At 61.3% G+C, this 21,030-nt stretch carries 19 protein-coding genes; all 19 read right to left on the bottom strand.

Annotated elements, in window-relative coordinates; translation table 11 throughout:
• Positions 1-4: 4 nt before the first annotated feature.
• A complete protein-coding gene (locus NKI05_RS04920; protein ID WP_352792215.1) occupies positions 5-3,865 on the bottom strand; it encodes a hypothetical protein in 3,861 nt (1,286 codons plus the stop codon).
• A complete protein-coding gene (locus NKI05_RS04915) occupies positions 3,865-5,856 on the bottom strand; it encodes a hypothetical protein (RefSeq protein ID WP_352792214.1) in 1,992 nt (663 codons plus the stop codon). The genes NKI05_RS04920 and NKI05_RS04915 overlap by 1 nt, the downstream gene beginning before the upstream one ends.
• On the bottom strand, positions 5,856-6,317 hold the full coding sequence (locus NKI05_RS04910) for a hypothetical protein (RefSeq protein ID WP_352792213.1): 462 nt from the start codon (positions 6,315-6,317) through the stop codon (positions 5,856-5,858). Before NKI05_RS04910 ends, NKI05_RS04915 begins: the two co-directional genes overlap by 1 nt.
• Positions 6,318-6,798: 481 nt before the next feature.
• Positions 6,799-9,177: a phage nozzle protein gene (locus tag NKI05_RS04905; RefSeq protein WP_352792212.1), complete on the bottom strand. Its 2,379-nt coding sequence runs from the start codon at positions 9,175-9,177 to the stop codon at positions 6,799-6,801.
• Entirely contained in the window at positions 9,178-9,780 is a 603-nt protein-coding gene (locus NKI05_RS04900; RefSeq protein ID WP_023805385.1) for a phage tail tubular protein A, read from the bottom strand.
• Positions 9,781-9,855: 75 nt separating this feature from the next.
• Positions 9,856-10,818 carry a major capsid protein gene (locus NKI05_RS04895; protein ID WP_023805386.1) on the bottom strand — a complete coding sequence of 321 codons (963 nt, stop codon included), beginning with the start codon at positions 10,816-10,818 and terminating at the stop codon, positions 9,856-9,858.
• Positions 10,819-11,083: 265 nt separating this feature from the next.
• A complete protein-coding gene (locus NKI05_RS04890; RefSeq protein WP_023805387.1) occupies positions 11,084-11,320 on the bottom strand; it encodes an HNH endonuclease signature motif containing protein in 237 nt (78 codons plus the stop codon).
• A gap of 8 nt (positions 11,321-11,328) precedes the next feature.
• A complete protein-coding gene (locus NKI05_RS04885; protein ID WP_352792211.1) occupies positions 11,329-12,195 on the bottom strand; it encodes a capsid assembly protein in 867 nt (288 codons plus the stop codon).
• Between the two features lie 24 nt (positions 12,196-12,219).
• Positions 12,220-12,738 carry a hypothetical protein gene (locus NKI05_RS04880; protein WP_352792210.1) on the bottom strand — a complete coding sequence of 173 codons (519 nt, stop codon included), beginning with the start codon at positions 12,736-12,738 and terminating at the stop codon, positions 12,220-12,222.
• The gene (locus NKI05_RS04875; protein ID WP_023805390.1) at positions 12,738-14,381 is read right to left on the bottom strand and encodes a portal protein; all 1,644 of its coding nucleotides are present in this window, start codon (positions 14,379-14,381) and stop codon (positions 12,738-12,740) included. The genes NKI05_RS04880 and NKI05_RS04875 overlap by 1 nt, the downstream gene beginning before the upstream one ends.
• Before the next feature lie 14 nt (positions 14,382-14,395).
• Complete coding sequence (locus NKI05_RS04870; protein WP_156941006.1) at positions 14,396-14,599, bottom strand: hypothetical protein; 204 nt, start codon at positions 14,597-14,599, stop codon at positions 14,396-14,398.
• A gap of 260 nt (positions 14,600-14,859) precedes the next feature.
• A complete protein-coding gene (locus tag NKI05_RS04865) occupies positions 14,860-15,165 on the bottom strand; it encodes a DUF3310 domain-containing protein (RefSeq protein ID WP_050588901.1) in 306 nt (101 codons plus the stop codon).
• A 50-nt stretch (positions 15,166-15,215) separates the two neighbouring features.
• Complete coding sequence (locus NKI05_RS04860) at positions 15,216-16,034, bottom strand: hypothetical protein (protein WP_352792209.1); 819 nt, start codon at positions 16,032-16,034, stop codon at positions 15,216-15,218.
• Complete coding sequence (locus tag NKI05_RS04855) at positions 16,018-16,191, bottom strand: hypothetical protein (protein WP_023805395.1); 174 nt, start codon at positions 16,189-16,191, stop codon at positions 16,018-16,020. The genes NKI05_RS04860 and NKI05_RS04855 overlap by 17 nt, the downstream gene beginning before the upstream one ends.
• The gene (locus NKI05_RS04850) at positions 16,191-18,092 is read right to left on the bottom strand and encodes a DNA polymerase (RefSeq protein WP_352792208.1); all 1,902 of its coding nucleotides are present in this window, start codon (positions 18,090-18,092) and stop codon (positions 16,191-16,193) included. The genes NKI05_RS04855 and NKI05_RS04850 overlap by 1 nt, the downstream gene beginning before the upstream one ends.
• 11 nt (positions 18,093-18,103) lie before the next feature.
• Complete coding sequence (locus tag NKI05_RS04845) at positions 18,104-18,604, bottom strand: hypothetical protein (RefSeq protein WP_352792207.1); 501 nt, start codon at positions 18,602-18,604, stop codon at positions 18,104-18,106.
• Positions 18,601-18,813 (bottom strand): hypothetical protein, encoded by a 213-nt coding sequence (locus NKI05_RS04840; RefSeq protein WP_352792206.1) that lies wholly within the window; start codon positions 18,811-18,813, stop codon positions 18,601-18,603. Before NKI05_RS04840 ends, NKI05_RS04845 begins: the two co-directional genes overlap by 4 nt.
• Before the next feature lie 20 nt (positions 18,814-18,833).
• Positions 18,834-19,172, bottom strand: coding sequence for a helix-turn-helix domain-containing protein (locus NKI05_RS04835; RefSeq protein WP_023805398.1), 339 nt, complete (start codon positions 19,170-19,172; stop codon positions 18,834-18,836).
• Positions 19,172-20,845: a DnaB-like helicase C-terminal domain-containing protein gene (locus NKI05_RS04830; protein ID WP_023805399.1), complete on the bottom strand. Its 1,674-nt coding sequence runs from the start codon at positions 20,843-20,845 to the stop codon at positions 19,172-19,174. Before NKI05_RS04830 ends, NKI05_RS04835 begins: the two co-directional genes overlap by 1 nt.
• Positions 20,846-21,030: the final 185 nt, after the last annotated feature.

Here is a 21,030-nt window from a genome sequence, read left to right as displayed (position 1 = left end):
AGCCCTATTTGATTGCGAAGATGTCATCCAGCGTGGAGCCCCTGGTCCGTTGGACCTGAGCGCCGATGCCCTTGGCGACCTTTTCGGTCACGTCGAGGGTATCTGGAGAAGGCAGGCGAACGCCGTAGCGGTCGTCCGTGAAGATGGTCGGGTCGACCACGAGGTTGTGCTTGAGGTAGTCCTTGGCGTTCTTGGTGAAGGCACCGAAGATCGTCTTGAACACCTTCACCTGGGCGTCAGGCGTTAGGCTCTTGTAGCCCTGGCTCTCGATGGTGCGACGGAGGGTGTCCTCAAAGTTCTCACCCTTCTTGATCAGGACCTTACCGATGTCGATGCGGTCGCCAACCGAGGCGGTGGACTTGAGGAGGTCCTTGTCGGCCCTGCCCTTGTAGACGAGGTCACGATAGCGGTCCCAGGCGTTTCCACCGTCGACCGTTTTCATCTTCGTCAGGGACGGAGCTTCACTACGCGTGAGCCAGTCCAGCTTGCTCGGCTGCACACCGAGGCCTTTCCAGTAGGCGGCGTCGAAGACACCATCCGGTCGATCCAGGCTGAGCCCGAGGTCCCCGAGCTTGTTCAAGCGAACGTACTCGGCCCGAAGCGGATCATCCGTCTTCACCGGCTTGCTGTTGAGCGGGTCCATACCGCGCAGCGGGTCCTCCACAGGTTTCCCCAGGAAGTCCAGGCGGGTGTAGCCGGTGTGGAAGCCAGCCGACGCCAGTACCTCGTTGAGGAAGCCCTCAGCGCTGTCCTGGGTCCAGTCGCCAGTTACGGCACCCTGGTTCTTGCCAGCCATACGCACCGCGCCGGGCGTGAACGCCTTGACGTAGTTCTCAGCGAACGTGAGGAGAGCCCGAGGGTCCCCTTCCTTCGCAACCTTGGCCAGGGTGTCCCACAGGTCCCCAATGCCCCGCAGGCCCGACGCATCGGACATGAGGTTGAGCGAGAGGTACCCAAGGGCTGAGCCGTAGGTGGTGGCGTAGGAGAAGGCGCTGTCGTTGTCGGTGACGTAGTTGCCGTTCTTCATCTGCAGGGCGTTCTCCCGCTGCATGTCCTTGAGAACTCCGAGGAGCATCAGGGGTGCGCTGTAGGGGAGCAGCCGTGTCAGGTCGACGGCATGGCCACCAACGATGATCGAGGACGCAGGGTACTCCTGCATCTGAGCCATCTTGGCGTCCCAGCCTTTGTAGCCAGCCGGGCCGGTGATGTCGATCTGACCGCTTTCCATGAGAGCCCATCCGGCACCCAACGTGAGGTACCCGAGGCGCTGCCGACCGATCGCTCGTTGCTTGGCCGCGAGACCATTGATCCCCGAGAAGTCCGACATGAACTTCACGAGGCCAGGAGCCTGCACCAGCTTGCCGGTTTCGTCCTTGATCATCCCACCGACGAGCTTTGCGCCCCAGCGGGTCTTGCCCAGGAGCGTCAGGACCGAGGCCGGGATCGGCTGGACCGTCTGCATCGAGTTGGACGAGATGTTCACCAGGGTGCGCCAGAACGGGATTGAGCCCTGGGCGAAGGCGTTGACGATGGGGTTCGGATGGTTCCTGAGGTTGTCCGCGAACTGTGCGAGCTTGCCGAGGCCGTACCGGGTGTCGAAGGCTGACTGCCAGCTTGTTGAGGCCACGTCGATCTTGAGGGCCGCGTTGGAGATCGCACCCTTCTCGTCGAACATGCTGGCCGCATAGTCTCGAGCCAGCTTCTTGGCGTTGGGCCGGGTCGCGCCGCTCTTGAGGGCGAGATCGTAGCCGTCCGCGTAGGCAACACCAGCTGCCCTCCAGACCTTCGAGCCTTCCGAGGCTGCGTGAGCCAGGGTCGCCGCGAAGTCCCACATGCGGTAGAACATGTACTGGACGTACTTCTTGTCGTCCGCGAGGGTCTTGAAGTCCTTCTTGATCGCCTTACCGCCACCATGGTTGGCACCGTCGAACAGGTCCTGGGTGTGATCCAGGGATCGCCCGGTCACGTAGACATCCTTCATCGCCTTGAAGCCACGAGCGGTGGCAGCGGCGTACCCGGCGTACTCCCTCCAGGCTCGCTTCACGTCACCTCGGAGGAGGTGCTGCGAGATCGGCAGGAGAGCGTTGTTCATGGTGTTTGACAGGGCTTCCAGGGAGGCCGTCGAGACTTGGCCCAGCATGGCGCTGGCCCGCATGTCGTTCAGGTACCGGAGGAAGGAACCCTCAAGGGCCTCACGTTCGCTCTTGCTCAGCCGGGCGAGCCGGTTGGAGTTGAGGTTGTCGATCACGCCAGCACGCTGGGCGTCGAACTCGTCGAACATCTTGTAGAGATCGTCCAGCACGTCGAGGGTGCTGAAACCCATCTCCTCCAGCTTGTAGGCGTTGGCCGCGATGAACTCGGCCTTCGAGGAGAACAGGTGGTACCCCTCGCCCAGGCCTTCCTTGACCTTGGCCTGCATTTCCTTCTCAGCCTCGTCGAACATCTGGAGTGTCCGGTCGTCGAACCTGCGGCCCTGACGGAGGTGGAAGGCGTAGCTCGATGACGTGCCGATCTCTCGGTACATCTCGGCCAGGACGCTCTTGGACTGGTAGTAGTCAGCCGACAGGGACTTCCAGGTTGCCTTGGTCTTGAGGGACGGGTCCTCACGGATGCGCCTGATGATCTCGTCGAGGTTGTCTTCGACGCCCTCCAGGGCCGTGCGCAGGACAGCGGTCTTGTACTCGTGACCGACGGTCGCCGCTGCGGGCAGCTTGTCGATCTCCTTGGTGAGCCGGATGATCGCGTCAGTGTCCTTGCGGTGGATGGCCGAGGCCACCTGCTCCGCGTGAGCCGAGTATTTCAGGCCGGGCTCCTCGCCCACGATCTCGCGCACACCGGTCTTGGTGTTGTATTGCGCCACGCGCTCCTCAAGGGCCTTGATGGGGCCCAGGAGACGCTGACGGAGATCAGTCGCCACGTCCTGCGGTATAGGAGCGGCCTCAGCTTCCGTCTTGATGATCGGCTTGCCGAAGTCCTTCTCCGTGATGTCCGCGATGATGGCGTCCTTGGCGACCTTCTTGCGAAGGCTTGCGCTCTCCACCGGAGGCGGGATGTCGTCAGCGGCCTTGCGAGCCACGTCCTTCACGACGGTCTGGGCAGTCTCGGCAGAGGCTGGGGTGTCCCTCAGGGGGATACCGTTGGCGTCACCGATCTGCTTGAGCGAGTTCATGTCGACGAACCCGTCAGGAACACCCTTGACTGCCCGGTACACCCCGCCGATGGCGTGGGAGAGACCAGCGGTCGCGAGGTCGACAATCAGGTTGGTGGCGAAGTTCTTGGCCGTCTTGGCTTCCTGGGTGTCCTCAGGGTTCACCACGAGGAAGTCCGGCACCGCACCATCAACGTAGTCGTTGGCGAGGTTCTGGATGTTGTCCTCGTCGGAGAACGTCAGGGTCGAGATGCCAGCGCCCACGATGGCCGCAGGGACCACGCCACCGGCAGCGAGAGCGCCACCAGCTGCAGGAGCCGCCTGACCGGCGACCTCAGCGATGTTTTCACCGAACTCCTTCTCAGTCGAGAACTCAGGGTTCACGCTGTCGGAGTAATCCTGCATGGTCTGAGCAGCGCCGTCGAAGCCGAGCTTGCTGGCCGCGACCGCACCGGCCTCTGCCGCACCCTTACGGATGTCGGGCATGGTGACCATCTTGGCGATGGGACCGAGGACAGAGCCGCCGAACGTGTTACCTGCGGCGTAGGGGTTGTCGACAATGGCCTGCACCTCCTCTTGGGTCTTCCCGCTGAGAGCTACTGCGTCGTCGATGAAGTTGGGGAACTGATCGGGGTTCTCGCGGTAGGCCTTGGCGAGTTGGGCGGATGGGAGTTGCGTCCCATCTTCCTGAGGGACCCAAGGGGAGGTTTGATCCATTATTGATTTCCTATGTTCGCGTACTCAGGTCGGCCAGTTCGCACCTGCGCCTCCTGTGCGTGGAGGGCGAGGATGTGCTGCTGAACCTGCTGAGCGGCTGCTTGTATTTCTTGAAGCGAGGGGCGCTTGCCGTCGTTGGCCTTCATCAGGTCATCGATAGCAACCGCCATCTGGGCGTCGAAGATCGTCTTGTTCTCGTCGCCCGGCAGCATCAGCTTCATCTTGTCGATGGATGGCTTGACTGCAGGCATTGAGAGGATGGGCTTGGCCTGGGCCTGGACGGTGTACTGGTCCATCGCCTGGGCGTAGGTCTCCTGGTCGATCTGACCGCCGACGTAGGCTTTCAGGGCGTCCTGACCGAACCGCGGATTTCCGTAGTTGGCCGTCTTGAGGAACCCATCGTTATCGAGGGACTCGGTGTCGACCGGCTTGGTCTGTAGATCGAGGAGCTTCTGGTAGACGTCGTAGTTCTTGGTGCGCAGCGTGGCGAGAGCCTCGGTGTCGCGGCCTCGAACAGCCTTGTCGGCCAAGTCGACGATCTCCTGAGTGGCCTTCTGCTCGTCCATGTCGGCCCGTTGCTGGCTCTCATTGCGGAGCTTGTCACGGGTCTGCAGGACGCGCTCACGGTCAGCCTGGGGGAGCTTCTTCGCTGCCATGTAGTCTTCGATGTCGTCGCGCTCGGCCTCCTGAGGGTTCGCCTCAAGGTGCCTGATGATGCTGTCGGCACGGGCAGACCTGGCAGTCGGAGTGTCCACGCCAAACTCGGCATCGGCACTCTCGTCATTGTCCGCGTCATCGTTGATCGTCCCGAGGCTGATGCCGCCCTTGCTGTCGGCCTTGATGACCTTCGCCGGGTCCTGCAGGTAGGCCTGCTTGAACTCGATGAGAGCCGCCAGGGTCTTACGAGCCGAGACGCCACCCTTGTTCAGGCCGTCGCCGTCGTACTCACCGCGACCGTTGGTCTTCTTGAGGGAGGCGAACTCCTTCGCGAGACCGCTGTCGAGGAACTGCTCGGCCGAAATCTTGTCGTCGAGATAGTCCTTCATGCCACGCGTCTGGACGAGCCGGTTGAAGATCAGCTGATCCTGCACGGCGGGGGTGAACTTGGTGTCCAGCGACATACCCGAGGCCCTCACGGTGTCCCTCAGGGTGCTTTCGATGAACTGGTACTTGCCCACTGCGGAGCTACCGGCACCCATGTGCCTCCAGTCACCCCGTCGCTGCCAGTCGAGGACCTCGCCAACAGTCATGTCGGTGAAGCGAACCCGCTGGTTGCCTGCGTGGTTGTGGAAGGCGTTGTAGTTGCCAGCGCCCTCGCCGCCCGAGATGTTGTCCATGAACGCGCCGAACGCGCCACGCTCCTTGTTGGTCGCCATCTCGACGGCCACTCGGGAGTCCATGCGGGTCTGCAGGGCCATCTTGTTCTTGCTGGTGATGAACTGGTCGAGGTTCCCGGCGTGGGACTTCGTCATCTCCTCGAACACGCCACCGATGCGGGTGACATAGCCGTGGTAGTAGGACTGGTCGGAGCCCTGGAGCTTGCCGAAGATGGACTTCTGCTGGTCCTGAACGAACTTGGCGAAGGCCTTGGGATCGTCGCTGTCGGCCAGACCGGATTGAGCATAGGCGTCCCTGAGGGCGCCAGCGGCTAGATCGGCGTCACGGCGTCCACGATTGATCTCGTAGGCGTCCATGGTGCCTTCCTTGCCGGTCAGGAGGCCGAACACGCTGTCGCCCTTGGCGAGCCTCAGGCGGTCCTTCTCAGCCCCCATGGAGGCCAGGGAGGCCAGCTGTTCCTGCTCAGCTTGGGACTGCGGCTTGTTGGCGATCTCCCCCTGCTTCTGCGCTGCCTGGGGCACCGCGTTGAGCAATCTGGCGAGGGCCGCGCCGGGCGTCGACCGGTCATCGAACGTGTTCCAGTCGACCTGCTTGGTCTGGATGTTCGCCGTTTCCTTGTAGGTCGGAACGGCACTCTGCTGTGTAGCTGGCATTACTGGAAGGCTCCATAGTTTCTCATGCCGGATGTCGCGATGTCCATGAAGGCGGTCATCGGGTTCACGGCCTGGGTGTTGATCTTGTTCTGCGCGGCGATCTGCGAGGACTTGCCTGCCATGACGTAGTTGGCCTTGGCGGCGTCGGCGCGGTCGCGAGCGTTAGCGATGGATAGGGCCTGCTGACGGGACTGTTCGGCCAGCCTGAGGCCTGCCGTGTTGCCGTTCATGCCAGCGCCTGAGGCGACTGCCGTGGACTTGGCGCGGTCGCCCTCCAGTTGGGCCTGATAGCCGTCCTTGAGAGCCGCGTTGTTCTCGACAACGAACTCACGTTCCTGCTGGGCGTACTCCAGGTTGGTCTGCTGCTGCACCATTGCTTGGTTCTTGGACGCAGCGGAGGCCTGACCGGCGACACTGGCGATGCCAGACCCGATGCCCAATACGAGACCGAGGTCACACATTGTATTTGGTTCTCCGAATGGTGAAGGGCACGAAGTTCTCGCCCAAAGGACCCATCGGAAGCGGAGGCAGAAGCTCTGCGCCGCACAATCTCAGCCACCTGTGGTGGGCCGTATTGCTCTCGTGGGTGAAATTCATGAGGTACTCGACCGAGGGCCGCTCCTCGAACCATCTTTTGAAGGTCGAGCGGGTGGTCTCAGTGAGCGCCTTGGGCAACTTGAAGATTGCCGGTGTGCCACATGCCCAAATCAGGGCTGCGCGTGGCGTGAATTGACGGATACCCCACAGCATCGCCGGGGGTTCGCCGGAAGGACACCCAACCTGGGCCTCCTCCGACAAGTGAACCGATCTTTGCAGACCGGAGAGGAACCGCGTGTGTCCATACGTGGCCATAAGCTCACGGACATCAGCGGCCCTCAGGTTTTCTGCGAGGTACGGGAGGTCACCCTCTCGGACCCCCCGTATCTCATAGTTCATTTGGGGTTACGTCCTGCGTTTCTTGGCGCGGTACGAGCCGTCCCACTCCAGGGTGGAGAAGCGGACACGCCACGGCGTCGTTCCGGTGATCACGAGGTTCAGAAGCTCCCCTGCCCCGTTGACGGCAACGCGGAACTCACCGCTGTCAAGGCTGAGAGTGCCCATGTTGTCGCCTGAGGCACCCACACGGAAACCTGAGAAGGTCGAGGTGTAGGTCTGTCGGGCGGTGGGGGTGAACTTGGTCGTAAAGGGACCGGAATAGTTGTAGAGGATCGAGATGCGCCGCAGCTGCAGCCTGCCGTCCTGAATGGCCACCATGTTCTTGTCGCGCAGATAGATCGGGCTCAGCGCCCACGAGAAATCGTAGCGGAAGCCGACCACGAACTGGCTGTTCGTCAGGTTCACGTTCTTGAAGGTCAGTACGGCACCAGCCAGGGAGGCCGGGACGTAGGTCTGCGCCTTCGGAGCGGAACCCATGTTCTGCGGAGAGACCACCAGGGCGAACTTGGAGAGGTCCCCAGGAATTGGTGTGAACGGGAGGGTCACAAGGGTGTCGGCCCCCGAGAGGGTTCGGGTAACCTTGGTCTCGTCACAGCCCATGTCGAGCAGGATGCTGCGCTTGTCGAGCTTGGTGTCCGCGCCAGCGTCGAAGATGTGCTGCACGAGGTTCAGGAAGCCGTTGTAGGCCACCGCTACCACCAGCTTATCGCGGCTGTAGTCGATGCTGTAGACGGAGCCGGTATAGGCCCAGTCCTGCCAACTCGATTGCACCTTGCCGTCGCTGTTGAAGTAGTAGTTGTATAGCCACAGCTTCGACCGGTCGGTCTTGGAGACCACCATCAGGTTGTTGTAGGTCGACGAGCCAATGACCTTGTAGACCCCGGTGGGGACGTACTCGGGCACGGCGTCGGTGATCGGCAGGGCAACCTCGGTGCCAAACGTCTTGTCCACCTGGTACTCCCGCATCGAAGCGAACCCTTGGGTCCCGTAGTCGTCCACGAAGGCGACGTTGGGGCCAATGAAGCTCGGCTCGACATCCTGGGAGTTGTTGTAGGAGTTGACCTTCTTGATCGTGACGGTGTTCGGGGACAAGAGCCCCTCGTTGTCAGCGGAGATGCGGAACTGGTCGAACGCGGTGAAGATCAGCAGACCCTCGGCAAACTCCTTGGCGAAGTTCGCGGAAGCGCCACGGCTGTTGGCCGCTGCGATGTCAATCGGGTCCTCGTCGAGCAGCTGCGTACAGGTCTGCCGGTAGAAGTTCTCGAAGTTGCTGATGCGTGACGCGATGAAGTTCTCGTCGGACAGGACGCACATGCGGCCCTTGTAGAGGAACATGCTGCGGATGGTGCTGCCTACGAAGCTCGGCGTCGGGTTGCTGTCCGCGTCACCAACCTCACGGCCAAGGTACGTGTTGTACTTGAGCGTGAACGTGCCGTCCTTGTTGTCCTTGAGGATCACCGGCATGGTCGTGTCGTCGGGCTTCTCGTAGAGGTTCCACCCGTAGGTTTCCTCCCAGCGGCCCTTGCGGTACCAGACCCAGTAGTCGTCACCCTCGTCTTCCATGGCTCCCTTGACGAGGACCAGTCGGCCCTCCTTGTCGATGTTCGGGAGATCGGTGAACTCGTCGATGTAGTCGTTGTAGCCGGTCATGGCCTGATCGCCGTAGTCGTCCTTCGTGGTGATGAAGTCGCCTTCGACGGCGAGCGTGACCGAGATGATCGAGCCAGCGACGATGTTGTTGGTTACCCCGTTGGTCGTCAGGTTCGTCGAGATCGCATCAGCGATTTCCGATGCGGTGTTGGCGTCGGTCTTGCGGTTCCCCTTGAGGACCCCGTTGTAATAGACCGAGTAGTTGTTCCAGCCAGCACCACGCTGCTTCACCCATGCGGTGCCGTAGCGGTTCGGGTTCAACCGGGCGGTGCCACTGTCGACGCGCCCTGAGAGGCCACTCTCGGCCCCCACGGTCTTCGTGACGGTCTTCGAGCGGTTGTAGATGAACGTCGTGTCGGCCACGGTGACGAAGCCGAAATTGGCGGCAGCGTCGGTGACCCCTGCGAGGTAGGCGTTGGCCCCACCCTCGACGATCACGGTCTGCGTGACGGTGCCCGTGGCGGTGGTCTTCACGACCTTGACGGACCCGTCGTAGATCGCAACGTGGTAGTCGCCGGTCGGCTTGTTGATGACGTGGGTGGCCACGGTGGAGCCCGGTACAGGAGCCGCACCAATGTTGCCCAGGAACATCGCCGGGGGCCTCGTCGAGAGTCCGGTGACCACATCAGACCATGTGTTGGTCAGCGCGGTCGAGCAGTTGAGAGCCCGGATTTCCGGGGGCTGTTGGGATACGCCCCCAATCAGGTTGGGGATCGCGCTGGAAACGAATGACATTTAGAGAACCGTGCCGCTTGGGATGCGAGACACGACGTCTTGGACTGCCCAGGACTGGCGCAGGCTCACCGGCTCCGCTGCCAATTGCTCGGCGTGGAGTTCGGCCATGGCCTTCTGTTCGTCTTGGTTGTCCTCCTGGGCGTTCATCTCGTCGCCGGTCTCACGGACCTGAAAGACCCGAGCGGCCCTGAGGGCGATGTAGCGACGGGCGACGGACGGCAGTTCCTCGAAGTCCAGTCCGAAGACGATGGCGAGGGTCATAGCGCCAGTGAAGGTGTCACCGGATGCCAGGGGCGTCATGTTGTAGAGCTTGCGGCCACGCGTGGTGACCGGGATCGAACGGGATGCGCCAGTGGACCTAACGCTCAGGGCGTTCGGCGGCAGCAGGATGTTTCCGTTGTTGTCGGGGGAAAGTTTGAAGACCTCAGTGTTGAAGAACCAGCCTTTGGACTGGACGTCTTCGGATACCTCGATCAGGGTCTCGCGAGCCTGAGAAGCCTCCAGAGGTAGCTCGCCTGAAAGCGAGTTCACTGGGGTCTCACCCGCATTGCGGAGAATGAGGTTGACAGCGCTAAGCTCTGTCTTGGGGGTGATGGCCACCATGTGGGAATCCTTTGAAACGAAAAAAGGGAGCCCCCCCGAAGGAGACTCCCTTGATGACCCGAGGGTCGGTAGTGATTAGGCGAGCGCCGAGATCAGACGCAGGCACTCGGGGCGCAGAACGCCGTGGCCGACTGCCATACGCGAGACCATCAGGGTGCCCTGACGGCTCGTCTGGTATTCCTTCTCCGTGGAGAGGTTCATCAGCTTGACAGTGCCGAGGGCCTGCTTCTGCATGACGAGGGCCAGAGCCTTCGTGCCGTCGACGGTGTAGTCGGTGACGTCCGCACCAGCGCGCTTGCCCACCAGCGTGTTGACGCCGAAGTTCTTCGCGAGGTTGTTCGTCGGGACCACGTCAAAGGTCGCAACCTTCAGCTGGCCACCCGAGTTCTGGTTCGCACCACCGTTACCGAAGTCGCGGTTGATGAACGAGCCATCCTGGATCAGGTCCCAGTACAGCGACGGCGTCACGAAGACGGTGCGCTCGTTGGCCGGGATGTTGGTGGCGTCGAAGTAGGTCGCAGCCGCGTAGATCGAGTCGACGACGTTGGTCAGCGACGGAGCCGCGCCAATCTTGTCTTCGGTCGCCACGCCCATCTCAGCGACGGCACCAGCGGTACCAGCCTTCGCGGCCTTGAGGGCAATCGCGAACAGGTGCTGGTCGTAGGCCTGAGCCAGCGACTCACCCATCTGGAACGCGTATTCCGAGCGGGTTTCGTAGTGGTTCATGGCTTCTTCGAAGTTCGAGACGAACGTCGAGGAGATCAGCATGTCGTCGATGCTGATGACCTTTTCACCGTGGTTGATGTCCTGGCCCAGGATCACGTTGCCGGGCGTGTGGTACTCGGCAGCGGCGCGACCGATGGCGGCGAACTGAGCGGACTTGCCGCTGGAGATCGTGCGCTCGCGGTGACGGCCCTTCATGACGGTGCGGGTGTTGAAGACCTTCATGGTTTCACCCGAGAAGACCTTGAGGTAGAGGTTGTCGCTATGCGAGGGGCCAGCAACGATGCCAGCGTTAACAGAAGTGGACTGTGCCATTTGAGAATGTTTCCGTAAGAAGTCAAAAGCGAGCCGGGGCTCGACAGGTGATTTCGCTTGGAAACTCTGGATTTCATTTGGGATTATCGCCGAAGCGGTCCGGAACTACTTTGCAAAGTTCGTATGCCGAAATCTAAGGGGGGTCGCCCTCCTAAAGAGGAGCGGGGACATGCCTTATGACTACTTGGGAAACCGGAAGACCTCCCCGGTGCGCTTGAGACGCTGGGTGACCATGGCCCTACAGAGGCGGGGGAGGTTCTATCCGTTACTTACGTTTTGGCTGCTTGGAGCGGTTAGCCTTCCGCGAGAGGATCGTCAGGTTGCTCCTGGCGTTCGAGCCGCCAGTGGCGAGCATCTTGATGTGATCCACCTCTTTGCCCTTGAGGGCTGCGGCTCCCTTCTCCTTGATCATCAACCTACGGGCGCGTTTGCGCTCGATGTTGTCCTTGCGGCGATCAGGGCGGCGAGAGGCCGCGTACTCTTTGTCGTAGTCTCTCGCCATGGTGAGCCTTACATGATGCTGGAACGGTCGAGCTTCTCCATCACCTTGCGGCGGAAGGTCTCGCTCGTGTCGTAGCGAGGGTCGTTCAGGTCAGCCATGTAGTCGTCCAGGGACTCATACGTGGTCGTCGGCGTCTTACCGCCCTTGCTGATCTGCTCAGCCGGTTCCTCGGAAGCGTTGGCTTTCACCGCAGCGTCCATGGTGGCCTTGAGACCCTTGACGGCCATGAGGACCGTCGCCTTGTTGTTGGAGTTGACCGCACGGTCGAATGCGCCCTGCTCGTCCTCGGTGAGGTTGGCAATGGCCCAGTCGATCATCTCGCCGTAGCCTTCCTGGCCACCCGTAACATCGTAGGCCGCGTTGGACGTGACGTTGAGGCGGTTGGTCAGGCCTTCGATGTAGATGTCGACCATCTCCTTCGGATAGCCAGCCGCGTCGAGCTTGGTATAGGTCTCGTCCGTCAGACCACCCTTGTCCAGGTACTCCTGGGACACGGTGCTGAGATCGAGGCCTGCCTTTTTGGTCGCATCTTCTGCGGCCTTGCGTTCCTCGACGCTCGCCTGGGGCTTCGGGGTTTCTGCTTCCTCAACGGGAGCCTCCTCCTTCTTGCCTGAGCCGAGCTTCTTCTCGAGTTCCTCGTGGGACTTGAGGAACGCCTCGACGGTCTTAAACTTCGCGGGTAGCCAAGACGGACGTTCTTCGTTCGAGTCCTTCGCCGGGGCATCCTTTTCGGTCGATGCCTTGGCTTCCTGGCCGGGGATGTCCCCGTCGTCTGCTATTACGCCTTCCTCAACGAGGGCCTTGTACTGGTCTTCAATGGAGGGGCCTTTGTTGCCCTCGTCGCCGGTGTTGAGCGTGACAGTCTGTTGGGTCATTTATCCTCAGGGGGTTCGTGTGGGTTACTTGCGTTTGGTCTTCTTGCCCATGCCGTCGAGCATGGACTGAACAGCGGACTTGGCGTCCTTGTTGGCTGCAGCTGCGGCGTCCCTACGGGCACCACGGTCCACAGCGGACTGGCCGATGCGGATGCTGCCCTTGATGCGGTCGCCAATGCTCAGCGGCTTGACGCCAGCGAAGGCTTTCCCAGGGGTATCCCGAGGGCCAGCCTTGGCCATGTTGTACCGAGCGGTGTCGTTGCTGACCGACTTGCGGGTGCTGGCGTTCGCCGGGTAGTCCTTGACGCTGGGCGTCTTCGGAGCAGCCTTGGGCTTCACCAGGGCACACACGGTCTTCCCGGCCTGAGCGGCGCGGGTGTCGACGGATGCGGTCTTGGTCTTGGTGTCGGGACGAGGCCCTGGCACGGGACCCTTCTTAGGGGTCGCCGCAGCCATCTTGGTCGTGTAGCTCTTACCGCCGAACTTGAAGGTCGATTTACCGGCCTTCCGTGCAGCGCTGAACGCTTTACCGAATGTGGACATTATTCTGGTCCTTGGTCTTGATTGGCGATGCCTTCGACAGCGGCCTTAGCGAGGTGCGGAGTGGCACCCTTGACGGCGTCGACCATCATCTGCTGAGCCATCTGGCCCTGCTGAGCGCCCTGCATTTGCTGGGCCTGCTGAGCCTTCTGCTCGGGGGTCTTGAACAGACCGTCGATGTCGATGGACAGGGAGACGAATGCTCGTTCCGCGAAGTCCCTCAGGTTCATCTCGGGACCCAACTCGTTCTTGAGCGGCACGATGATCTGCGTCATGGCCGTCATGTACTTGTTGAAGTCCTGGCCGCGACCGAGAGCTTCAATGCCGGTGACGATCTTGGGCTTGGCGACGGGCTTGCCGTCAGCGCCCTTGATGGTCTCAAGGTTCGGTATCTTCTTCTCGCGGACCATGCGGTCCATGATGCGGATGACCAGCGGCAGCTGGAGTTCCTGGGCGAGCAGCGAGTAGACGCCACCCAGCACCGTGTCGATGTCGGACACCATGGCCCGAATTTCTTCGGCGGTGACCCGCTCGGCGTCACGCTGGACGGACGAGTTCATCATGAAGGCGTGGGTGAGACGGCTGATCAGGTCCTGCAGGACAGACTGAGCGACTTGGAAGTCAGCCTGCTTGTCGAACTGGAGCATCGAGACGTCGTCGGCGCGACCCGAGATAACCTCAAGGTTCTCGGCGTTGGCGATGTCCTGGGCGCGGGTGAGGCCCACAGGATTGACCATGGGGTTCATCTTCGCCGCAGCTGCTGCACCCTCACGGATGGAGCGGGACAGGCTCTCGACGCCGGTCAGATCACCGATGTATTCGTCGATGTAGGCGCGGCCATAGGGCTCGTCATGCAGGTAGCTCCAGCGGAGCGGCATGATCGGCGTCTTGTCGGCCTTCCACGAACCACGAGACTTCGGGAGCTTGACGCCCTTGATCGTCTGGAACGTGTGCATCCGGTCGCCTTCGCGCTCGAACACCGTGTAGATGTCGACCTCTTTCTCCTCGACCTTGGCGGCGTCAGATGGGAGGTTGTCGGAAGGCTTGAACACGAGTGCCCTGACGTCCTCGGGGAGGACCTCTTTGGCCACCGTCTCTTTGATGATGGTGCGAAGCAGATTGCCTTCGTAGTCGCGCTGGACCACGTAGCGGTCGAGCTTGTAGACACGCAGGTTGCCCTTGGGGGGCAGGTATAGGAGAACGTTGCCAGCAACGATTAGCTGCTTGATGGCTTCGACCAGTGCGGCGCGGATGCCTAGACCCTCGATCTCGTCCATGACGGATCGCTCGATCTCATTGAGCTTCTTCTCGACGCCCGACCTCAACATGGTTGAAGCGGACAGTTCCTCGACCACCTGATCCGTGACCGACACCCGAAACATCGGGGAGTTCGCAGGCAGGATGGTCATCACCAGCTTCGCCGTCAGCGTGTTGACGCCGTGGGAACCGATGGACTGGAATGGGGTCGAGAGCCGCTGGCCTGGGGCGTAGCCTTCGGGCGGCATGAGAGACGGAATGGTTAGCTTCGCGTTCTCTCTGGCTCGGTCGAGAAAGTTCTGCCTTTCGCTCTCCAAACGGGAGTACATCGAGGCAATGCTGTCTTCATCCGCGACCACACCGTTGTTGGTGGGGTCAATGTTGGACAATGGGAAACTCGGGGTTAGACGGCGATGCCGCTAGGGGCCTTCTTGGTGCCAAGTCCCGCCGTGCCAATGTTGGTCTCGTTGCGGTACTTCTTGGTGCCAATGGCCAGGGTGTTCGATTTGGTGGGCTCTGCAGCCGTCTTCTTGTCGGGAGCCGACTGGGTCAGCATCTCCGGGGGCGCAGCCGGAGGGGCTACCTCGGGCGTGTCAGCGAAGCACATGGGCTATCCTTGGGATTGTCGTAGAGCGGCAGCAGTGAGGACGTCGATGACGTCTTGCGCTCCCTGGTACCGATAGAGTTGTTCGATCCCTTTGACGTTCTTGAAGCCCGCGAGCGGGAACTTGGTCTGGAGGAATCTTAGGAGTTCCTCGGAAACTTGAGGGTCTTGATCGTATTGGAAGATTTGGTTCATCCGAAAACTTCTTTCGTATCTCTGTATGGGTCCCTAATGCAAAAAGGGGACCCGAAGGCCCCCTTAGTTTATTTCTGCAGCTTTTCCCGCTCGAACTCGATCAGAAGTTCTGTGCAGTGAATGGCCTTTTCCAGGTCTTCAATGCCGCCCTTCTCACGGAACCGCGAGACATACTTGATGATCGTGTGCTGACAGGCGTCGAGACCATTGACCATCGAGTAGGTCATCGGCTGGATCGGCATGTCCTTGTAGTGACTGCCGCCGACCTGAGTGTCCAAGGCGGGTGCCTTCGGAGCCTCGTTGAACGACTGGCGCTGTGGGACGTCAGCCTTTTCCCTCAGGGACTTCTTGGCGCAGCGTGTGACCTCGGCCACTCGTGGGTTGTCACAGGGGAAGCGGGTGTCGGTCAGACAGACCGGACAGTTCACGAGTGCGGGTTGGATGGTACCCAAAGTTTGATCACTCCATTCTCGTAATCCTCGGCGCGGAGGATTTTGGCGAGACGTGCTTGGCGCAGCGCCTCAGCAGGCTTGAGCCCGGCTCTCCGGTAGTGGGACAGCACGGTCTTCCATGGGTTCTCAGCGGGGACCTCGACCCACCGGGTCTCGATCTCGCCCTTGCGGGGGCCGCGCTTGAGAGTGTGTTCTTCGGGCCAGAGCTTGGTGCCGCCCTGAAGCGCCTTAAGCGCGGTCTCTTTGCCAACGCCAGGGCATCCCGAGTAGCCGTCAACCGGATCACCGGCCAGCGTCTGGAACATGTGGAAGGCGTCAGCTTCCTCCAGGGAGATCGTGATGATCTCGTCGTCGCGGAGGTGGAGCCCAGGCACCTGCTTGAGGTCCTTGTCGAGCGACCAGATGCAAGTCGAGCCGGGCTCAGCGCGTGACTGCGTGATGCCCAGCGTGTCGTCGGCCTCCAGCGTGGGGATGCGAACGAACGGGTAGAGCCGCTCGATCTCCTCGACCACTGCCCAATAGGCCAGCGGCTTGCGGGAGGACTTGCGGTTCGACTTGTAGTCTGGCTCGACGAGTTCCTTGCGCCAGTTGACCTCGGGGTCCGAGAAGTGGAACTCGATGTCGTCGGTGCCTGCGATGTCCGTCAGGTCCTCAAGGGTTCCCTGCAGGACGCCCCAGGCGTCGTTGAAGTCGGAAAACAAGATGTGGTAGCGGTCGAGAAAGCGTGTGTCCTTCTCGACGGCCACGGTCGACCGGTGGACGATCATGTCCCCGTCAATCAGCAGCTTCATCAGCACTCCAGATGGTTTTGATAGAGACCCGCTTGATGCAGACCGTGGTCCGACGCAGGTAGTAGTTTTCTTCAACCTCGGTGATCGCCTTGGCGGCGGTCGGTGCCGTCAGAAGCTGTCGGCGGTTGAACTTGTCGTAAGCGTAGAACTCAGACATCAGTGGCAGTCCTTCCAGTTGTCGCCAATCTTGTATTCGCCCGTCAGGGGCACCCGCAGGTTGAGCATCTGCCCAGCCTTCTCGATTGCCTTGACGCAGAGTTCCCCGACGATTGAGGTGCCGTCCTCACGGATCAGGTCGGGAGCGATCTCCATCTGGAGTTCGTCGTGGACCCAGGCCATGATGCGGACCTTCGTCTGGTAGAGGTTGTGTTCCTTGAGGAGCTTCACGAACTCGATGATCCAGAGCTTGCACATGACGGCACCGGCTGATTGGAGCAGCAGGTTGAGCGCCGAGTGCGGTGAGCGGGAGAACAGGATGCGACCGTCCAGGCCCCTGAGGGACTTGGTCTGCTCGACCTTCTTCTTGATGCCTTCGATCAGCGCCTTGAGAGCCGGAAGGCCCTTCATGACGTTGCGCTTGAGCTTGCGCCCGAGCTTGTCGTCGCCACCTGCGATGAGGCCGAGGAGAGCCAGACCGGAGCCGTATAGGAACGCGTAGAACCACCGCTTCGCGATGGAACGTGACGAGAGCCCAGCGGCCTTCTGGTTCTTGGTGTGGACGTCGCCGTTGACCACCTCGTTCGCGTACTCGCCGTCGTCGTGGCGGTACATGAAGTGGCCGAGCATCCGCAGTTCCAGACCGGACACGTCGCAGCCAAGCTGTTTCCAGCCCAACCTGCGGTACTTCGTGGTCGGCCCGAAGCACTCGCGGCACTCAGGTCCGAACTCCTTGTCGCAGGAGGGAACCTGACCGACGTTGAAGTTCGAGTGCGAGGCGCGGCCAGAGACCGTGCCACCCGTGTTCGTCGTGGTGTAGACGTTGCCGTCAGGCTTGACCGCCGACAGCCAGGCCTGATCGCCCTCCGCTATCTGTCCGATCCGTTTCTGGATCATCTTGTAGCGGTAGAGTTCCTTGGCCTCGGGGTACGGGAGGTCTTCCAGAACCGTTTCGTCGAGCTTGGGCTTCCCTGACGGGGTAAGCTCGATGGGCTTCCACCCGTAGAGCTTGATGAACCGGTCAGCGATCTGGTCGTTGCTGTTCGGGTTGAAGACGTTCAGCTTGATCTTTTGGATCGAGCATCCCGCCATGTAGCCGAACTTCGCGTTGTCCTTCTTGGGTGTCCACGGCTTGCCGTCGCGGACGTACCAGGGCTTGAAGATCGACCGCAGGCTCTCGGCCAGTTCGGCGCGGAGGACCTGCAGCTGGTGGAGGAGCTTCTCGGCATTCTCGACGTTGAAGCCGAAGCCGTTGCGTTCCATCTGAGCGATGATGAAGCAGACGCCCATCTCGATTTCCATGGCCTGCTGGCTTGGCTTCTTCGAGAGGACCTTGCGGTAGAAGGCCTCGGTGATCTCGACGTCCTGGCCGCAATACTCGTGCATCTCAGGGGACCACTCGGCCCACACGAGACGCATGATTTCCTTCTCGTCCTTCTTGGGGTCGAGGCCCCTCTCCCCAGCTACCTCTGCCGCCTTGTTCTTGGAGTAGTCGCCCTTCCACAGACCCAGCCGGTGGCCCCACGCTTCGAGCGAGTGCCAGCCAGCCAGGGATGCCGTGAGGGTTGTCCGGTTGGCCCTGATGTTCGCCATGTCGGCGTCCACGAGGTTCGTCCAGATCATGCGAGAGGCGACGACCGTGTCGACGACCTTGGTCTCGTCGATGACGAACCAGGGGTACAGCTTCTGGATGGCTGCGATGTCAAACTTGATGATGTTGTGACCGACTATTAAGTCTGCCTCCATGAGCATTCGGAGGCCGTCAGCAATGGGGCGGTAGCCCGGTTGGTCAGCGAAGTCGAAGCGTTCGCCAGTGATGAAGTCTTTGAGCCAGAGGCAGTGGAGCTTGGTGATGGTGTCGAGTAGGCCATCACCCTCAATGTCGAAGGTGTAAATCGCCAAAATGGATCCTGTTATTTGGGGAGTTGGACCCCAGCGCACAGGGGCATCAAGTCGAGCAGCTGCTTGCCCTGGAGGTAGACAAGGTCAGCCTGCAGACCGCCGCGAGAGGCGAGCCAGCTTTGGATTTTCTTGGGGTACTGCTTGGTGAACCAAACGTCGTAGACGTCGTTGAAGACCTTCTTCCCGTCCTCCAGGTAGAAGGGCCTGTGGAAGCCTAGCTTGGTCGTCGGGTAGACGCAGGCCTTCGGGAGATCGGTGAACAGGGTGCAAGCGGAGTCGCACTCGCCCACGATCTTGAGGGTCAGGTTCTGCTTGCGCAGTATCTCGCGCACGGCCAGGAAGTCATCGACGTAGCCACCGGGGCTGTTCACGATGTATCCGACAGTGTGCTGCTTGGTGTAGATGATCTCGGGGGAGTTGCTCTCCGACCGCGCCTGGGCGGTCAAGAGAAGCGTGAGGATGACTACGGCAAACGCCATGATCATCGCCAGTGTGTGGTCGAGCCGCCTCATACGCGGCCCTGCAGGGCTTCGAGGCGCACCTGAACCTGCTCGAACTGCGCCTTGTAGAAGTCACGCTCAGTTCGGGCTTCGTCGCGATGCTGTATCGCGTCCCCAAGGTCATTCATGAGTTCGATGACGTTGTCCGCCATCTGCATCTCGAAAGCCTTGATCAGGGTCCTTACGACCTTGCGTTCGTGCGCCTCGTCGAAGACGCTCAAGAGTGCCTTTGCGACGGGGCTCACGCGGCCACCAGGAAGTAGCGGGTGTATTCCTGGCCGGTGACCTTGTTGCGCCGAAGCTCACCACGGAGGCGGTAGCCCGCGTCCTTGAGATCGGTGAGACGGCGGTGGAAGCTCTGGATGCCGTGGTCGAGGTAGGCCTCGCGCTGGGTGATCGAGCCGTTCTTCTGGATGTGTTCGAGGATTTTCTCTGCCTGTGTCATGCGGGTACGTCCTTTCCAGCCAGGGGCTCCTTCGAGCGCCTGGGCGTGTTTCGTTGCTGCGATGTATTGGGGGATAAGTGCGGGGTCGTCGGTGGCTTCCAGAGCGAGCCTCTCGGCCTGCTCAAAGGGGTCCATCAGTAGTCTTTCGGGGTTTCGTCCTCGAAGTCGTTGAGTTCGAGTGTGGCCGGGTCGACGCCGATCACGACGCGTCCGGTGTCATCCTCAAACCGCAAGAAATCCGCGGTGCCTGTTCGGCCCGTCTTGCGGCACTTAAGCACCGTGACGGTCGAGGTGTTTGCAGCGGCGGGGTTCTCGTCCTGCTGGTTTCGGGAGATGGCGAACACGCCGTTGGACAGCTGCTTGATGCCGCCCGAGCCGCGTAGATCGTCCAGGCTGGGCACTGCGCCCTGCTCGAACGACTTGCCCTGCCCTGGGGGTTTCCTGAGGTGCGAGATCAGACCGATGTAGATGTCCAACTCGACCGTCAGGAGCTTGAGGTTGTGCATGATGCTGTCGATCTTCTTCCGCTCGTCGCCGTCCTGGTCCATGTCGCTGACAAGGATCGAGAGGTGGTCGAGCCAGAAAATCCTCACGCCACACGCGATGGCCTGATAGCGGATGACGGAGTAGAGGCTTCCGTCCTCAAGGGCACCGAAGGCGTCGTACAGCTGGAGCCGTGCGTTGCCCTTCTCGTCCGTGGCGAGGAACAGGTGTTCCGCTGCCGCCGCGTACTCGGGTGTGTCCTTGAACTCGGGGTTGTCGATCTGGAACCGCTTACCGACGTGGTAGGCGATCAGGTCGTCCCCGGTGTCCTCCAGCGGCTCCTCAAGGTGGATCAGAGCTTGGTTGTAGGGGGTCGTGTGGAAGTAGTGGTGTTGCAGGGCCTTGATGATCGTCGTCTTGCCCATGCCGGTGCCTGACGTCCAAACGTCGAGTTCACCGAACCGGATGCCGCCGCCCGTGCGCCAGTTCATGCGCTCCCAATCGGCGGGATAGGGCAGCGCCAGGACCGTGAGCCGGTTCTTGAGGCGGTCCAGAACGCTCTGGCCGCTGACGATGCCCTCGGGGCGGTACTGCTTGGCACCCCAAATGCAGTCGATGATCTTCGCGGACTTCCCGGCCTGGAGTAGGTCGGATGCGTCCTTGAAGCCCTCGGGTGCCCAGGTGATCCAGCACTTGCCGGGTGGCAGGAGGGACTTGACGGCGTTGACGGCCTCGCGGCCCGGCTCGTCATTGTCGAAGAACAGGATGATCTTCTCGAAGGTGCTGAGCCAGTCGAGGGCTTCCTTGATGCCCTTCTCGGCGCTGCCTGAACCGTCGACCAGTGAGACCACCGGCCACTTGTTGTTCTGAGCCTGGGAGACCGACAGCGCGTCGAGTTCACCCTCGGTGATCACGATCTGCTTGCCACCGTTGCGCCACAGCCACTGGCCGTAGAGCCCCTTGAAGGCCTTGCGGTTGCCGACCCATGGGAAACTCTTGTCGGGGAACCGGAGCTTCTGCGCGACCACCGTGCGGTCATCGAGGAGGTACTGAGCGGCCTGGACCTTGGTGCCGTTCTTGTCGGCCATGATGTAGGACCAGAACCGGCAGGTCTCCTCAGTCAGCTGGCGTTTGCCGAGCCCGGTATAGGAGCCCCTCAGGAGGTCCGATGGACCCTTGGGCGCCACCGGGCGTTCGTCGTCGATCCCGTCTGTCTTGGTCGTCTTCTGGCAGGAGAAGCAGAAGGTGTGGTCGTGGTAGATGGCGAGTGCATCGCTAGAGCCGCAGTCGTCGCACGGCTGTCGTGTCTGCAGTGCCTCACTCATTCGGTGGCACGTTTTGGGATTGCTGCAGCTGGGCTATCCAGCGTTCGCGGGAAACAAGCATCGGTGACCTCATTGATTGCGTCAGCCATCGCCCGAGCCCCGTCAGGGGTCAGGACGACAGTCGCGGTGCGAAGGTGGATGGTGATCCGGCCTCCCCTCGCGGTGACCTTGAGGTCTGAGGGGAG

Origin of the sequence: Mesorhizobium sp. M0771 (genome assembly GCF_040320155.1) — a bacterium.
Taxonomy (GTDB): Bacteria; Pseudomonadota; Alphaproteobacteria; order Rhizobiales; family Rhizobiaceae; genus Mesorhizobium.
The sequence above is the reverse complement of the archived record's forward strand: the minus strand, read 5'-3'. Positions and strand labels throughout refer to the sequence as shown.